The organism is Streptomyces sp. NPDC006450 (assembly GCF_040612195.1).
GTDB lineage: Bacteria > Actinomycetota > Actinomycetes > Streptomycetales > Streptomycetaceae > Streptomyces.
Window position 1 is genome coordinate 1 of record NZ_JBEXPT010000010.1, and the last position, 16,098, is coordinate 16,098.

Consider the following 16,098-nt stretch of genomic DNA (forward strand, 5'->3'; position numbering starts at 1 on the left):
GCGGCGCGCGCCCCCGCGCGCGGCGCGGGGGGCCCACCCCCCCCCCCCCCCCCGCCCCTCTTGCGTTCTCCGGTCGGAGCTCGAACGGGGCCCGACCGGTCAGACCTTCACCGTGCACCCGTCCAGCGACGACCTGCGGGCCGCCTCCAGCACGTCCAGGCAGTGCGCCGCCTCCAAGGCCGTGACGGGGGCCGGGCCGCCGTCGCGCAAGGCCGCCGCCACGGCCGCGTAGTACGCGGGGTAGTCGCCCGGGGCCGTCCGCACCGGCGTGCCCCCGCCGGTCAGCGGTGATTCCCCGGAGCCCAGCCGGCCCCACAGGTGCTCGGGCTCCTCGCCCCAGGCGTGGTCGGGGTCGCCGGGGCGCAGGCCCTCGCGCAGCGCCCCCTCCTGGGGGTCCAGGCCGTACTTGACGTAGCCCGCGCGGGAGCCCAGGACGCGGAAGCGCGGGCCCAGCTGGGCCGTGGTCGCGCTGACGTAGAGGTGGGAGCGGACCCCGCTCGCGTGGGTGAGGGCGATGAAGGTGTCGTCGTCCGTCGCGGCGCCCGGCCGGCGCACGTCGGTCTCCGCGTAGACCCGTACGGCCGGGCCGAAGAGCACCAGCGCCTGGTCCACCACGTGGCTGCCGAGGTCGTACAGCAGGCCGCCGACCTCCTCGGGGGCGCCGGACTCGCGCCAGCCGCCCTTGAGCTGCGGACGCCAGCGCTCGTAGCGGGACTCGAAGCGCTGGATCTCGCCCAGCTCGCCGTCGGCGACGAGGCGGCGCAGGGTGAGGAAGTCGTTGTCCCAGCGGCGGTTCTGGAAGACCGACAGGAAGGTCCCGGTCCGGTCGGCGAGCGCGGCCAGCTCGCGGGCTTCCGCGGCGGTGGCGGCGAGCGGCTTGTCCACGACCACCGGGATGCCCGCGGTGAGGGCGGCGGTGGCGAGCGGGACGTGCGTCTTGTTCGGGGAGGCGATGACGATGAGGTCCGGGGCGGGGCTCTGGGCGAGCAGCTCGGTGGCGGTGGCGACGATCCGGACGTCGGGGTAGGCCTCGCTGGCCTGGGCGGCGCGGCCCGGATCGGAGGTGACGACGGTGTCCAGGACCAGGCCCTCGGTCGCGGAGACGAGCGGGGCGTGGAAGACGGAACCGGCCAGTCCGTAGCCGACGAGTCCGACGCGGAGGGGGGAGGCGGGGGCGGTGGCGTTCATGGTGACCACTTTGGCAACAGTGTTGCTTAAGTGCAAGGAGGGTGGACAATGGGCAGGTGGACAGGGGTAGCAGGGGTGGCAGGGGCGACACGAGCGGCGGCAGCGGTGTGAACCTGCCGGTGCTGCGCGGGCACAACGACGCGCTGGTACTGGACCTCCTGCGCGGCGCCGGCCCCGCCGGGCTCGGCCGCGGCGACCTCGCCGCGCGGACGGGACTCACCCCGCAGGCCGTCAGCAAGATCGCGGCGCGGCTCCGGGGCGAGGGCCTGGTGGCCGACGCGGGACGCGAGGCCTCCACGGGCGGCAAGCCGCGCACGCTGCTCAGGCTGGTGCCGGAGGCGCGGTACGCGGTCGGCGTGCACCTGGACCGCGACGAGCTCACGGCGGTACGGGTCGACCTGGCGGGCCGCGTCGTCGCCGAAGGGCGGGCCCCGCTGGACTTCGGGGCCGGTCCGGACGTGGTGGTCGAGGAGGCCGTACGGGCTGTCGAGCGGGTGTGCGGTGGCGATGGCGATGGCGGTGGCGACGGCGGTAGTGGGAGCGGTGACGGGGGTCGGCCGGTCCTTGGTGTCGGCGTGGCGGCGCCGGGGCCGCTGGACTGGCGGACCGGGGTGTTGGGGCGGGTGACGGGGTTCCCGGAATGGGAGGGGTTCCCGTTGCGGGAGGTGCTGGAGGGGCGGTTGGGGGTTCCCGTGCGGGTGGACAAGGACACCAACGCGGGGGTCGCGGCGGGGGCCGGCTTCGGAGAAGCCGCCTTCGGGGAGGCAGTGGCGTACGTGCACGTCGGCACCGGACTGGGAGCGGGGCTCCGGCTGGCCGGCGGTGGAGAGGTCTACCGGGGGCGGCGCTCGGCGGCGGGCGAGTTCGGACACCAGGTGCTGCGGCTGGACGGGCCGGCCTGCCGGTGCGGGGGGCGCGGGTGCGCGGAGGTGTTGTGTCTCGACGCGGTGGCCGGGGGCCGGCTGGAGGAGGCGGCGCGGATCGTGGGGGAGGCGGCGGCGAACCTGGTCGCGCTGCTGGATGTGGACAGGGTGTTGCTCGGGGGGCGGGTGGTGGCGGCCGCCCCGGGGGTGTTCCTGGCGGGGGTGCGGGGGGTTCTGGGGGTGCGGGCCTTCGTGGGGGGTGCGGTGAGGGTCGAACTCGCCGAGGGGGGTGTGGCCGAGGGGGCGGCGGAGCTGGTGCTGGGCCCGTTGTTCGGGCGCGGGGTGTGAGGTGAGTGACTCCGCGGCATGTCCGCCGAATGGGCGGAAACGGGAAGAATCCGGGCGTGGTGCTGGACATGGGGTCGGGCGTGCGTGGGAGGGTGCGGGCACCGGAGTGATTGTCGGCTTGTCCGGCAATCGCTTCACCGGTCATCGTTCCGTCGTCGGCGAGTAGGGGTTCTTCATGCGACTGCGCAAAGCCCTTGCCCTCGCAGCCGTCCTCGCGGCCACGGCCGCCACCACCGCCACCGCCGCCCCCGCCGCGTTCGCGGACATCGGTACCGGTGGTGGAGCCCGTCCCGCGCCCGCGTTGCCCTCGCGGGTGGAGGCCATCTGCGGTGACGGGAAGAGCACGCAGTTTCCGATCGGCGCCCGCATTCGCGGTGGACCGGCCGTGTACCGGACCGGCGGCGCGGCGCAGACCTGGTACCTCGACCTCACCAACACCACCGCCGCCCGGTGCACGGCCATCCATCCCGTCGTCGTCTTCACCGACTCGGCCCGCGCCCTGCGGCCCGCCCATTTCCGCATGGAGTTCGACGGCCTCGGCACCACCTTCCCCGTCAGCCTGGAGCGCACCGACCGGGACGAGATCGTCGCCGTCTTCGACGGGGGCGACGCCTTCGCCGGCTTCACCGTCGGCCCCGGCGGTTCCGTGACCGTCACCGTCCGGCTCGCCTTCGCCCCCGACGCCCCGCGCGGCGAAGCCGTAGCCGACGCCGCGCTGGTGCAGCGCAAGGGTGACGACGGCGACTGGATCGGCGAGGCGGGCGGCTACCGGTTCGAGATCCAGGGTCCCGACGCGGAGGCCGGCGAGGCCGGAGCGCTGGCCGAAACCGGCCGCGCCACGGGAGCCTGGGCGTACGGGGCCGGCGCCGCGGCCGCCCTGGTCGGCGGCGGCGGACTCCTGCTCGGGGCCCGCCGGCTGCGCAAGGGGCCCGGCCCGCAGTCCACGTAGGCACCGTCCACGTAGGCACCGTCCACGTAGGCGCGCCGTCCGCGTAGGTCCACGGGCGCAGTCCGCAGAGGCGCCGTCCGCGCGGAGGCGTCCACGTAGAGTCCGAGGGTGGAAGAACCGACCGCCTACGCGCACCACCACCAGCCCGGCCTGCCCGTCCGCTCCGGCATCCCCGAGCACGGCCGCATCCCCAAGTACTACGCCGTCAAGGCCCGCATCGCCGTGCTGCTCGACGAGCTCGGCGAGGGGGGTCTCCTCCCCACGGAGCGCGATCTCGCCGAGCAGTACGAGGTCTCCCGCGAGACCGTCCGCCAGGCCCTGCGCGAGCTGCTGCTGGAGGGCCGGCTGCGCCGCTCCGGCCGCGGCACCGTCGCCGCCGGGCCGAAGCTCGAACAGCCGCTGTCGCTGGCGAGTTACACCGAGGGCGTACGCCGCCAGGGCCGCACCCCGGGCCGCCGCCTGATCGGCCTGGAACGCTTTCCCTGCCCGGCGTCCGTGGCCCCCGGCATCGGCGCCGAGCCCGGGGAGCCGGTCTGGCACCTGGAGCGGGTGCTGCTCGCCGACGAGGAGCGGGTCGGACTGGAGAGCACGTACGTCCGGGTCGCCCGCGCACCCCGCCTCGACATCGATTTCCAGCCGGACTCCTCCTTCTACGGATACCTCCACGACAGCCTCGGCATCTCCTTCGGCGACGCCGACGAGAAGCTGGAAACGGTCCTCGCCACGCCCCGCGAAGCCCTGCTGATCGGCACCCCGCCCGCGCTCCCGATGCTGCTCATCCACCGTTTCTCCCGGGACCGGGACGGCAGGCCGCTGGAGCGGGTGCGTTCTCTCTACCGTGGTGACCGGTTCAGCTTCACGACCCACCTGCGGCCCGAATAGTCCCACCCGAAGCCCCCGTAGGCCCCGAAAGAGGACGAACTCTCATCACGGAACGGTAACGGGTCTAGTCCAAGCGTTGGAGGCTGTTCACCGGAGCGTCGCCCGGGGGATCCTCCCGGGTCACGGGTCGCCGCCACCTTGGAGCACGTGAGAGTCATAGTCGTCGGAGGCGGCGTGGTAGGCACCATGCACGCCTGGCAAGCAGTGGAACGCGGCCACGAGGTCGTCCAGATCGAGCGAGAGGCGGAGGCCCGCGGCGCGTCGTTGCGCAATTTCGGCCAGATCTGGGTCAGTGGACGGGCCGGGGGCGAGGAGCTCGACACCGCCCTGCGGGCCCGCGAGCTCTGGGAGGCGATCGGTGAGCGGGTGCCCGGCCTGGGCTTCCGCGCCATCGGCTCCCTGACCCCGGTACGCAACTCCCGCGAGCGCGCCGTCGCCGAGGCCGCCGCGGCCCGCCCCGACGCTGCCGCACGCGGCTACCGGCTGGTCACCGCCGAGGAGGCCAGGAAGATCAACCCCGCGCTGCGCGGCGCCTTCGAAGCCGCCCTGTGGTGCGAGCGGGACGCGGCCGTGGAGCCGCGCACCGCCCAACTCCACCTGCGCGAGGCCCTCAAGGCCTCCGGCCGCTACGCCTTCCTCCCCGGACGCGAGGTCCGCGAGGTCCTCGACAACGGCGCCGGCCCCGCCGCCGTCCGCGACGACCACGGCGACGTCCACCAGGGCGACGCCGTCGTCCTGGCCACCGGAGCCTGGCTCTCCGGACTGGTCCGCGAGCTGGTCCCCGACCTGCCCGTGCGGCGCGTCCGGCTGCAGATGATGCAGACCGCCCCGCTCGGAGAGGCCCTGACGACCTCGGTCGCCGACGCCGACAGCTTCCGCTACTACCCCGCCTACACGAGCCGGGCCCTCGACGAGCTCAACGCCGGGCAGGCCCAGGCGCCGATCGCCGCCGCGCACAAGATGCAGCTCCTGATGGTGCAGCGGCAGGACGGCGGGCTGACCATCGGCGACACCCACGAGTACGAGCACCCCTTCGCGTTCGACACCCTCGAAGACCCGTACACGCACCTCACCGAGGTCGTCGAGTCCTTCCTGGGCCGCCCGTTGCCGCAGATCCGGCGCCGCTGGGCGGGCGTGTACGCGCAGTGCACCGACACCACCCGCGTCGTCCACCGCCAGCAGGTGGCCGACGGCGTCTGGCTGGTGACCGGGCCCGGCGGCCGCGGCATGACCTGCTCGCCCGCCATAGCCGAAACCACCGCGAACGAACTGGGCTGGTAAGCACCATGACCGACAACACCCCCCGCACGACGCGCACGCACGGCCTGATCGTCCTCGACATGGCCGGCACCACCGTCGCCGACGGCGGCCTCGTCGAGCGCGCCTTCGAACGGGCCGCCGAGCGCCTCGGCGTCGAGCCGGGCAGCGCCGATCACGCCACCAAGCTCCGTTACGTCCGCGACACCATGGGCGAGTCGAAGATCTCGGTCTTCCGCCACCTCTTCGGCGCCGAGGACCTCGCCCGGCGCGCCAACTCCGCCTTCGAGGAGGCCTACGGATCGCTCGTGGACGGCGGCCTCATCGCCCCGGTCCCCGGCGCCCGCGAGACCATCGAGAAGCTCCGCGCCGACGGCCGCACCGTGGCTCTGACCACCGGCTTCGCCCGCGTCACCCAGGACGCCATCCTCGACGCCCTCGGCTGGCAGGACCTGGCCGACCTCACCCTGTGCCCCGCCGACGCGGGCGGCCGCGGCCGGCCCTACCCGGACATGGTGCTGGCCGCCTTCCTGCGCACCGGCGCCGTGGCCGACGTACGCGACACCGTGGTCGCCGGCGACACGTCGTACGACATGCTCAGCGGTGTCCGCTCCGGCGCCGGGATCGTGGCGGGCGTCCTCACCGGCGCCCACGACCGCGCGGCCCTGACCGGGCACGGCGCCACCCACGTCCTGGCCTCCATCGCCGAACTGCCCGCACTCCTGGCCGGGGAGCCCGGCGCGTGAGCGGCATCCGCTTCGACTCCGTCTCGGTCGCCTACGGCGGCAACACCGTCCTGGACTCCCTCGACCTGACCGTCGAGCCCGGCGAGGTGATGGCGCTCCTCGGCCCCTCCGGCTCCGGCAAGACCACGGCCCTGCGCGCGGTCGCGGGCTTCGTCCGGCCCGCCTCGGGCCGGATCCTGATCGGGGGCCGGGACGTCACCGCGCTCCCGCCGCACAAGCGCGGCATCGGCATGGTCGTCCAGCAGTACGCGCTCTTCCCGCACATGCGCGTCGCGGACAACGTCGCCTTCGGCCTGCGGGCGCAGAAGGCGCCCAAGGCGGACATCCCCGGCCGGGTGGCCGAGGTCCTGGAGATGACCGGGATGGCGGCCTACGCCGGGCGCTACCCCCGCGAGCTCTCCGGCGGTCAGCAGCAGCGCGTGGCCATCGCCCGCGCCCTCGCGATCCGCCCCGGGGTCCTCCTCCTGGACGAGCCGCTGTCCGCGCTCGACGCGCAGCTGCGCTCCGGGATGCTCGCCGAACTGGCCCGGCTGCACCGCGAACTGCCCGACGTCTCCATCCTCTACGTCACCCACGACCAGGTCGAGGCGCTGACCCTGGCCGACCGGATCGCCGTCATGGACCGGGCCCGCCTCCAGGACTGCGGCACCCCGCAGGAGCTGTACCGGGCCCCGCGCACCGAGTTCACCGCCTCCTTCGTCGGCAACGCCAACCTGCTCCCCGTCACCGTCGCCGACGGGGGCGCGCTCTTCGCCGGGCACCCCCTCACCCTCGACCCCGGCCGCGCGTCCGTCGGCGCCGGCGCCACCCTGTGCGTACGCCCGCACCTGCTCGGCCTGGGCACCGGCCCCAACGAGCTGAGCGGGACCATCACCGAGGTGCAGTGGCGCGGTTCGACCCACCGGCTCTACGTGGACATCGAGGGCCACCGGGTCAAGGCGGACCTGCCCGAACTGCGCGAAACCCCGGCGCTGGGCGACCACGTCACCCTGCACTTCGAGCCCCGCGACGCGGTGCTCCTGTCCGCGGGGGTCTCCGATGGCTGAGGCCACGGACCGGCGCGCAGCCGGCCCGGCGGCCGCCCCCGAGACCGCGTTCCTTCCCCACCAGCCCGTACGAAGCCCTGCCCCGGGCACGCCCGAAAGCCCGGCCGGAGCCCCCGACGGCTTCGCGGAGAAGGCCGCACGTGCGCCCCGTAGCGTGCCCGGCTGGCTGTGGACCGTGCCTCCCGTCGCCGTGCTCGCCGTGGTCTTCCTCTACCCCCTCGCGCTGGTCGTCCAGCAGTCCCTGTCCCCCGAGAACGGGGGCGGCGCCTTCGACGCCTACGCCTCGGTCTTCGCCTCGCACTCCTTCCGCGAGGCCCTCGGCACCACGGTCTGGCTGGCGGTCGGAGCCACCGCCGGCTGCCTGGTCCTCGGCTTCGCGCTCGCCCTGGTCATCGCCTTCGTCCCGTTCCCCGGGGCACGCGCCGTGGCCAAGTTCATCGACGTCTTCCTCTCCTTCCCCTCCTTCCTCATCACCCTCGCCCTCCTCTTCGTCTACGGCACGGTCGGCATGGCCAACGGCCTGTGGACCGACACCTTCGGCGTCGCGGAAGGACCCTTCCACTTCCTGACCACCCCGTGGGGCGTCCTCCTCGCGGAGATCACCTACTTCACGCCCTTCGTGATGCGCCCCCTGCTCGCCGCCTTCTCCCAACTCGACACCGCCCAGCTGGAAGTGGCCTCGTCGCTCGGCGCGAAGCCCGGCTGCGTCATCCGCCGGGTGATCCTCCCCGAGGCCCTCCCGGCCCTCGCCGCCGGCGGCAGCCTCGTCCTGGTCATGTGCCTCAACGAGTTCGGGATCGTCCTGTTCACCGGAGCCAAGGACGTCACCACGCTCCCGATGCTCATCTACGGCAAGGCGATCCTCGAATCCGACTACGCCGCCGCCTGCGTGGTCGCCGTCGTCAACATCGTGATCTCCGTCGGCCTGTTCGGCCTCTACCGGGTGGTGAGCAAGCGTGCTGGTGCATAGCAAGAGCGGCCGCTGGGCCGCCTGGAGCCTCTTCGGCCTCCTCTTCCTGCCCCTCTTCGCCCTGCCGCTGCTCGTCGTGGTGGCCGCGTCCTTCTCGACGCACTGGTCCGGGGCCTTCCCCTCCGGCCCCACCACCGAGAACTACGCCGCGGCCGTTCGGGGCGAATCCCTCCAGGCGCTGACCACCTCGCTGCTCACCGCCCTGGCCGCCAGCCTGATCGCGCTCACCGTCGGCACCTGGGCCGCGCTCGCCGCCGCCGGACTGCGCAGGCGCGGAAAGAGCTCCCTGGACGCGCTGTTCATGCTGCCGGTCGCCGTTCCGTCCGTGGTCGTCGGCCTCGCCGTGCTCGTCGCGTTCAGCAAGCCGCCGCTGCTCCTCAACGGCACCAGCTCGATCGTGATCCTCGCGCACACGATTCTTGTCACGGCGTTCGCCTACCAGTCGGTTTCGGCTGCCCTCGTACGTCTCGACCCCGCCTACGAGCAGGCGGCGTCCTGCCTGGGCGCCCGCCCCGCGTACGTGCTGTGGCGGGTCAAGCTCCCCCTCCTGCTGCCGTCGCTCACCGCGGCGGCCGGCCTCTGCTTCGCCCTGTCCATGGGCGAGCTGAGCGCCACGATGATGCTCTACCCGCCGGACTGGATGCCCCTGCCCGTCCGCATCTTCACCGCCACCGACCGCGGTTCGCTCTTCAGCGGCTCCGCCGTCGCCGTGGTCCTGATGGCCACCACCCTGCTGGTCCTGCTGGCCGTCTCGCGTGTCCGCACCAAGGCCGCGTACCGCTAGATCCCGCTGCCCGACCGCTCGGATCCCGCTGCTTCCCCTGCCGACTCCCTTTCCCCGTAAGGAAGTTCCATGCCCAGCAACAGATACCTCCGGATCACCGCCGCCGTCACCGGCAGCCTCGCCCTCGCCGCCGGCCTCACCGCCTGCGGAGGTTCCTCCCCGGCCGGATCCGCCGACTCCGCCGGAGGCAAGGGCGGCGGCGAGAAGGTCGTCACCGTCTACAGCGCCGACGGCCTCAAGAGTGACAAGGGCGACGGCTGGTACGACAAGGTCTTCGCCGACTTCACGAAGAAGACCGGCATCGAGGTCAAGTACGTGGAGGGCGGCTCGGGCGAGATGGTGCAGCGCGCCGTCCGCGAGAAGACCAACACGCAGGCCGACGTGCTGATCACGCTGCCCCCGTTCATCCAGCAGGCCGACGGCAAGGGTCTCCTCCAGGCCTACACCCCGCAGGGCGCCGACAAGGTCAACGGAGCGAACAAGTCCTCCGACGGCAAGTGGACCTCGGTCGTCAACAACTACTTCGGCTTCATCTACAACAAGAAGGAGCTCGCCGCCGCCCCCAAGACCTGGGAGGAGCTGCTGGACCCCAAGTACAAGGGCAAGCTCCAGTACTCCACCCCCGGCGTCGCGGGCGACGGCACCGCCGTACTCATCAAGGCGATGCACGACTTCGGCGGCAAGGAGCCGGCGAACGCGTACCTGAAGAAGCTCCAGGCCAACAACGTCGGCCCGTCCTCCTCCACCAGCAAGCTCGCGCCGAAGACCGACAAGGGCGAGCTGCTCGTCGCCAACGGCGACGTCCAGATGAACTTCGCGCAGTCCAAGTCCATGCCCAACCTCGGCATCTGGTTCCCCGCCAAGGACGGCGGCAAGCCCACCACCTTCTCCCTCCCGTACGCGGCCGGCCTCGTCGACAAGGCCCCGCACACCGAGAACGGCAGGAAGCTCCTCGACCACCTGCTCAGCGAGGACGCCCAGAAGCTGGTCAGCGGTGTCGGCGGCGGCTTCCCGGCCCGCACGGACGTCAAGCCCACCGACGCCAACGCGGTCGAGCTCACCCAGCTCATGACCGGAGTCGAGATCTTCGAGCCGGACTGGGCCGACATCGACAAGAACCTCGCCGGCTACGTCGACGCGTGGAAGTCGGCCACCGGAAGCTGACCCGTCGCCTCCCGGTCACCCACGCCCGGGACAGTGACACATGGATAACGGGTCTGGACCGACTCTCGTCTTCGGTCCCGGCCCCGCGTACGCTCGTGCGGCCGCACGCCCGTACGCCGCACGCCCCGTACGTCCCCTGCGCCTTCCCCACGATTACTCCCGGAGGAGTACGTGCCCACTGTCCTGTCCGGACGGACCCTCGCCGTGGCGGCCACCGCCACCGCTCTGCTCGCCACCTGCCTCGCCGCCCACGCCGCGACCGCCGCGACCACCGGGGAAGCCCCCGCCGCAAGCAGCGGCTCCACCGGAGCGGCCGACGCCGCGGCCCTTTCCGCGAACAAGGTGCTCGTCATCGGCATCGACGGCGCGGTCCTGGACCGCGTCAAGGCCGCCAACGCCCCGCACCTGAACGGCCTGATGGCCCAGGGCCTGACCGCCCGCAGCACCCTGTACGCGAACCCGATGGCCGCCACCTCCTCGGGCCCCGGCTGGTCCACCATCGCCACCGGCGTCTGGCCCGACAAGCACGGTGTGAAGGACAACTCCTTCACCGGCAAGAACTACACGGCCCACCCGGACTTCCTGACCCGCATCGAGAACGCCAACCCGGCGCTCAACACGTACGCGGCCGCCGACTGGGAGCCCATCACCTCCACCGACCAGAACGGCCCGATCTTCTCGGCCAAGGTCGACAAGCGCCTCTCCCTCAAGGGCGACCGCGACGGCTACCGCAACGAGGACCCGAAGATCGCCGCCGCGGCCGCCGCCGAACTGCAGGGGCAGAACCCGGACGCCGCCTTCGTCTACCTCGGCGAGATCGACGCGGCCGGCCACTCCTACGGCGCCGCCAGCCAGCAGTACCTGGACACCATCGCCCGCGTCGACGTCCTGGTCGGCCAGCTCCTCACCGCCGTCCAGAACCGCCCGACCTACGCCCAGGAGAACTGGAAGGTCCTGGTCACCACCGACCACGGCCACACCAACACCGGCGGTCACGGCGGCTCCACCATCCAGGAGCGCGGCACCTTCGTCCTCGCCAAGGGCCCCGGCATCCCGGCCGGTTCGGTACGCAATGACGTGAAGCTCGTCGACGTCGCGGCGACCGCCCTCGCCCAGGTCGGGGTCACCCCCGGCTCCGCCGTCGACGGCATCCCTCTGGGCGCCCCGGACGACGGCGACGCCTTCGACGCCCTGCGCCCGAACCTCCAGGCGCGCGTGGACGAGACGGGCATCCCGGTCGCCACCAAGGGCTTCACGCACACCCCGCCGGCCGGCTGGTCCGTCGACAACTCCAAGATGGGCACGGGCGGTGTCACCGAGTGGGCCGGGTGGGCCTTCGCGACCGACGAGTTCTGGAGCCAGGCGCAGCGCGATCAGTGGCGCGAGCTGAACGTCCGCTCCCGTGACGTGTTCGCCGTCGCCGACTCCGACGAATGGGACGACAAGAGCCACACCGGCTCCTACGACTCCACCCTCATCACCCCCAAGTGGGCGGTCACCGGCGGCACCACGGGTTCGTCCGCGCATCTGACCTTCCAGACCCACTACCACCACGAGGCCGGCCAGACCGCCCAGGTCCTGGTCTCCTACGACGGCGGCACCCCGGCGCTCGTCAAGAGCTACACCGCCGACGCCGTCGCCCGGTCCGAGTCGATCGCGCTCCAGGTCCCGGCCGGCGCCACCGACGTCCAGGTCCGCTTCCGCTACGCCGGCAGCAACAACTGGTACTGGACCGTGGACAACGTCAAGCTCGGCTGACGGAAGTCCTGACGGCGGCACGGGGACGGGGACCTTCCGCGGGGTCCTGACGGGCCTTCGAGGCCGTCCCGTTCCGCCGTACCGTCCGGGCCGTGGACGCCCCACGCGTCCGCGGTCCGGCCCGGATAGGGTGGTAGAGACCAGAGGTCACAGAGGTCAGACGCCACCGAGAGCGGAGAACAGTCCAGTGGCAGAGCGCAAGCCGATCGAATCCTGGCTCACCGACATGGACGGGGTCCTCGTCCACGAGGGCATCCCGATTCCCGGTGCCGACGCCTTCATCAACCGCCTGCGCGAGTCCGGCAAGCCCTTCCTGGTGCTGACCAACAACTCCATCTACACCCCGCGCGACCTCCAGGCCCGGTTGAGCCGGATGGGCCTGGTGGTCCCGGTGGAGAACATCTGGACCTCGGCCCTGGCCACCGCGAAGTTCCTCGACGACCAGCGTCCGGGCGGCACCGCCTACGTCATCGGCGAGGCCGGCCTGACCACCGCCCTGCACGACATCGGCTACGTCCTGACCGACCACGAGCCGGACTACGTGGTCCTCGGCGAGACCCGGACGTACAGCTTCGAGGCCATGACCAAGGCCGTCCGCCTGATCAACGCGGGCGCGCGCTTCATCTGCACCAACCCGGACGAGACCGGCCCCTCCGCCGAGGGCCCGCTGCCCGCCACGGGCGCGGTCGCCGCGCTGATCACCAAGGCGACGGGCAAGAAGCCGTACTTCGCCGGCAAGCCCAACCCGCTGATGATGCGGACCGGGCTGAACGCCATCGGCGCGCACTCCCACAGCAGCGCGATGATCGGCGACCGGATGGACACCGACATCCTCGCCGGGCTGGAGGCGGGCATGCAGACCTTCCTCGTGCTGACCGGTCTGACGTCGGTCGAGGACACCGAGAAGTTCCCGTACCGCCCGACCCACACGTTCGACTCCATCGCCGATCTGGTCGATCTGGTTTAGCGCGTACGGCTGACACGTACGGGCCAAGAGGGCGCCGCTCCGGATGCGGAGCGGCGCGCCGCGCGTGAATCTCCTTGTTGAGGAGGTTCACCATGCGCAGTGATGTGTTCGCTCTCCGTGTCACCGGGGTGGCCGTCGCCCTGACGGCCCTGTCCGCCGTGACCGCCCCCTTCGCCTTCGCGGAGGAGGACTGGAACCGTGACCGCGGCAGCGTCTCGGCCGACCCCAATCCCGCGGAACCGGGGGCGCAGGTCAAACTGCGCGTCCGCGGCTGTGAGGACGACTGGGCCGTCGCCCAGTCCGTGGTCTTCGTCTCCGAGGTCCGCCTGTCCACCGGCCGCGACGACCGCCGCACCCTGTGGGGCGACGCGATGATCCGCTCCTGGGCCGAGCCCGGCCGCCACGACATCAAGATCAAGTGCGGCGGCCGCGGCGGCGAACGCGAATGGGGCACGATCGAGATCGAGCGCCGCCGCGAGCACCGCCCCCACCCCCACCACACACCCGTCTGGCCGGTCCACGCGGGCGGCGGCGGCATGTCCGAGGAGATCGCCGCGAAGTCGAAGGCCGGGGGCGCGGCGGAGGCCGCCCGGGCCGCCGACTCCGCGCAGCTCGCCGCGGCGGCGAAGAAGGGCCACGACGCCGACGGCCCGGGCCTGCCGCACACGGTGATCGGCGCCGTGCTCGCCGCCGTGGCCACCCTCGCGGTCGCCGGCCGGGCGCTGACCCTGCGCCGCCGCCGCAGCGGCGAGTGACCGGGTGATCGGGTGAGTGGCGAGCCGAGGAGCTCCGGCGGTACCCGGCTGCTGACCTTCGCCGCCTGGTCGGTGCTGGTCCTCGGCCTGTGGCTGTGGGGCCGCGAGATCACCGGCGTGGCGATACCCCTGCCCGGCCAGGCCGGCGGACCGGCCGCCCCGGGCCTGCCCGCGGCGCACACCCCGCTGGGCCCGGCCGCGCCCGCGCGGGTCGACGTACCGTCCCTCGGCGTCCAGGCCCCGGTGATGGTCCGGGACCTCGACGCGAAGGGGGCGATCGAACCGCCCCCGTACGAGAATCCGGGCACGGTCGGCTGGTGGCGCGGCGGCGCCCAGCCCGGCACGCCCGGGACCGCGCTGCTGGTCGGGCACGTGGACACGCGGTCGAAGCCCGCGGTGTTCTACGGCCTGAGCTCGGCGAAGGCGGGCGACAAGGTGCGCGTGCTGCGGGCCGACGGCTCGGTGGCGGAGTTCACGATCGAGGACGTACGCGTCCACGAGCGCGCGGACTTCGATCCCGCGAAGGTCTACGGCCCCAAGGTCCGCGGCCGGGCGGAACTGCGGCTGGTGACCTGCGGCGGCACCTACGACAAGGCGGCCAAGGAGTACTCGGCGAACGTGGTGGTGTCGGCGTACCTGACGGGCGTAGGAGTCCGCCCCGGAACGGCGGCCTGAACCGGCCGGGCGGAAACGAAGAAGCCCCTCGCAGTTCTCACTGCGAGGGGCTTCTTCGTGTCTGTGCGCCGCCAGGGACTCGAACCCCGGACCCGCTGATTAAGAGTCAGCTGCTCTAACCAACTGAGCTAGCGGCGCTTGGTGACAGGTAAAACTCTACCGCACCGCTGCGGGTGCTCGTGACAGGCCGCGCCCGTGCTGTCCGATTAACCCATGTTTGCGGGTTTTGTCGTGCACGATATGTCTGAGCCCGCCGAATCTGATGCCCCGCCAGATGCGGTCCCGGCCGACCAGTGACGAGCAGGGGAGTGGACGGAACCGCATGACGATGCAGCCTCCGACGCATGTGTACGAACTGACGCCGATGGCCGAGGCGCTGCCGCCGATGCCACTGCCGTCCTTCGAGGAGTACGAACCCGCGGGCGACTGCCCGTGCCAAGGCTGCGCCCGGCGCCGTCGCACGCTCGCGCGCGCCCGGGCCATACCGCTGCGCGACGGCGGACACCCCGCAGCGCGCGGAGCCCGCCGCGCGCTGGTCCTGGCCACCGCCGCGGGAGTGGTCCTCGGCGGCGGGGGAGCGGCAGTGGCCACGGCCGCGCCGGGCCCCGGAGGCCGGGTGGCCCTGGACGACCCCGGCTCCCCGCAGGGCGACCGGGCCCCGCTGCACGGGCCGAAGGCCGCCCAGGGCAAACCGGCGAAGCCGGCCGGGCAGCCGGGAGCGCCCTCCGCGGTGAAGCGGACCGACCGGGCGACGATCATCAACCGGGCGAAGCTGTGGCTGGCCGCGCAGGTCCCGTACAGCATGTCCGAGTACTGGTCGGACGGGTACCGGCAGGACTGCTCCGGGTACGTCTCGATGGCCTGGAACCTCGGCACGAACGAATGGACCGGCAGCCTCGACAAGTTCGCGACACGGATCACGAAGGAGGAGCTGCTCCCCGGAGACATGCTGCTCTTCCACAACCCGGCCGACCCCAACAAGGGCTCGCACGTCGTGCTCTTCGGCGGGTGGGTGGACGAGACGCGCATGCACTACGTCGCCTACGAGCAGACCCGGCCGACGACGCGGAAGCTGGCCACGCCGTACGGCTACTGGAAGAACACGGAGAAGTACATCCCGTACCGGTTCAACGGGGTGGCGGGCGCAGCCGTCCCCGAGCCCCCGGTCACGGGCGAGCCGCCCGCGCCGGGCGGCACGCCGGCCGTCCCGGCCGCCTTCCCCGGCGCGTCGAAATTCGGGCCGGGCGCGGACAACGCCCACGTCGCCCAGCTCGGCCGGATGCTGTCCGACCGCGGCGGGCTGCGCTTCTACCCGAAGGGCGTCAGCACCAAGTGGTCCGACGCCGACCGGCAGGCGACCGCGGCCTTCCAGCGCGCCCAGGGCTGGACGGGCGCGGACGCCGACGGCCTCCCGGGCGCGCAGACCTGGCGGCTGCTCGCCCAGCACCGGGGCAAGGACATCCCGCCGCTCACGGGCGGCGCACCGGGCCCGGCGGGCAAGCCCGCCTTCCCCGGGGCGTCGGTCTTCCGGCCGGGCACGTCCCACCCGTCCATCACCGCCCTTGGACGCCAGCTGGTGAAGAAGGGCTTCGGCAAGTACTACACGGCCGGACCGGGCCCCCGCTGGGGCGAGGCCGACCGCCGCAACGTCGAGGCGTTCCAGCGAGCCCTGGGCTGGCGCGGCGCCGAGGCAAACGGCTACCCGGGCCCGGAAACCTGGCGCCGGCTGTTCGCATGACGGAGGCA

General features: G+C 72.8%; 15 protein-coding genes and 1 tRNA gene. 14 read left to right on the top strand and 2 right to left on the bottom strand.

Features of this window, described 5'->3' with window-relative positions:
• Positions 1 to 99: 99 nt before the first annotated feature.
• Positions 100 to 1,188 carry a Gfo/Idh/MocA family oxidoreductase gene (locus tag ABZY57_RS06265; protein ID WP_356508681.1) on the bottom strand — a complete coding sequence of 363 codons (1,089 nt, stop codon included), beginning with the start codon at positions 1,186 to 1,188 and terminating at the stop codon, positions 100 to 102.
• A gap of 56 nt (positions 1,189 to 1,244) precedes the next feature.
• On the opposite strand from ABZY57_RS06265, the gene ABZY57_RS06270 reads away from it, so the two are divergent.
• From ABZY57_RS06270 to ABZY57_RS06330, 13 genes are all read left to right on the top strand, one after another.
• Entirely contained in the window at positions 1,245 to 2,399 is a 1,155-nt protein-coding gene (locus tag ABZY57_RS06270; protein WP_356508683.1) for an ROK family transcriptional regulator, read from the top strand.
• Between the two features lie 175 nt (positions 2,400 to 2,574).
• The gene (locus ABZY57_RS06275) at positions 2,575 to 3,348 is read left to right on the top strand and encodes a hypothetical protein (RefSeq protein ID WP_356508684.1); all 774 of its coding nucleotides are present in this window, start codon (positions 2,575 to 2,577) and stop codon (positions 3,346 to 3,348) included.
• Positions 3,349 to 3,456: 108 nt separating this feature from the next.
• Positions 3,457 to 4,230, top strand: coding sequence for a GntR family transcriptional regulator (locus ABZY57_RS06280; RefSeq protein WP_356508685.1), 774 nt, complete (start codon positions 3,457 to 3,459; stop codon positions 4,228 to 4,230).
• 147 nt (positions 4,231 to 4,377) lie between these two features.
• Positions 4,378 to 5,511, top strand: coding sequence for a TIGR03364 family FAD-dependent oxidoreductase (locus ABZY57_RS06285; RefSeq protein ID WP_356508686.1), 1,134 nt, complete (start codon positions 4,378 to 4,380; stop codon positions 5,509 to 5,511).
• 5 nt (positions 5,512 to 5,516) lie between these two features.
• Entirely contained in the window at positions 5,517 to 6,233 is a 717-nt protein-coding gene (locus tag ABZY57_RS06290; RefSeq protein WP_356508688.1) for a phosphonatase-like hydrolase, read from the top strand.
• The gene (locus tag ABZY57_RS06295; protein WP_356508689.1) at positions 6,230 to 7,279 is read left to right on the top strand and encodes an ABC transporter ATP-binding protein; all 1,050 of its coding nucleotides are present in this window, start codon (positions 6,230 to 6,232) and stop codon (positions 7,277 to 7,279) included. The genes ABZY57_RS06290 and ABZY57_RS06295 overlap by 4 nt, the downstream gene beginning before the upstream one ends.
• The gene (locus tag ABZY57_RS06300; protein ID WP_356508691.1) at positions 7,272 to 8,249 is read left to right on the top strand and encodes a 2-aminoethylphosphonate ABC transporter permease subunit; all 978 of its coding nucleotides are present in this window, start codon (positions 7,272 to 7,274) and stop codon (positions 8,247 to 8,249) included. The genes ABZY57_RS06295 and ABZY57_RS06300 overlap by 8 nt, the downstream gene beginning before the upstream one ends.
• Positions 8,236 to 9,033 (top strand): ABC transporter permease subunit, encoded by a 798-nt coding sequence (locus ABZY57_RS06305; protein ID WP_356508692.1) that lies wholly within the window; start codon positions 8,236 to 8,238, stop codon positions 9,031 to 9,033. The genes ABZY57_RS06300 and ABZY57_RS06305 overlap by 14 nt, the downstream gene beginning before the upstream one ends.
• 69 nt (positions 9,034 to 9,102) lie before the next feature.
• On the top strand, positions 9,103 to 10,197 hold the full coding sequence (locus tag ABZY57_RS06310; protein WP_356508694.1) for a 2-aminoethylphosphonate ABC transporter substrate-binding protein: 1,095 nt from the start codon (positions 9,103 to 9,105) through the stop codon (positions 10,195 to 10,197).
• Between the two features lie 171 nt (positions 10,198 to 10,368).
• Entirely contained in the window at positions 10,369 to 11,955 is a 1,587-nt protein-coding gene (locus ABZY57_RS06315) for an alkaline phosphatase family protein (RefSeq protein WP_356508695.1), read from the top strand.
• 187 nt (positions 11,956 to 12,142) lie between these two features.
• The gene (locus tag ABZY57_RS06320) at positions 12,143 to 12,922 is read left to right on the top strand and encodes an HAD-IIA family hydrolase (protein ID WP_356508696.1); all 780 of its coding nucleotides are present in this window, start codon (positions 12,143 to 12,145) and stop codon (positions 12,920 to 12,922) included.
• A 92-nt stretch (positions 12,923 to 13,014) separates the two neighbouring features.
• The gene (locus ABZY57_RS06325) at positions 13,015 to 13,677 is read left to right on the top strand and encodes a hypothetical protein (RefSeq protein WP_356508698.1); all 663 of its coding nucleotides are present in this window, start codon (positions 13,015 to 13,017) and stop codon (positions 13,675 to 13,677) included.
• A gap of 12 nt (positions 13,678 to 13,689) precedes the next feature.
• A complete protein-coding gene (locus ABZY57_RS06330; protein ID WP_356508699.1) occupies positions 13,690 to 14,352 on the top strand; it encodes a class F sortase in 663 nt (220 codons plus the stop codon).
• 64 nt (positions 14,353 to 14,416) lie between these two features.
• Here the strand turns inward: ABZY57_RS06330 and ABZY57_RS06335 are convergent.
• A tRNA-Lys gene (locus tag ABZY57_RS06335) sits at positions 14,417 to 14,490 on the bottom strand.
• 247 nt (positions 14,491 to 14,737) lie between these two features.
• On the opposite strand from ABZY57_RS06335, the gene ABZY57_RS06340 reads away from it, so the two are divergent.
• On the top strand, positions 14,738 to 16,090 hold the full coding sequence (locus ABZY57_RS06340; protein WP_356508838.1) for a peptidoglycan-binding protein: 1,353 nt from the start codon (positions 14,738 to 14,740) through the stop codon (positions 16,088 to 16,090).
• Positions 16,091 to 16,098 lie beyond the last annotated feature (8 nt).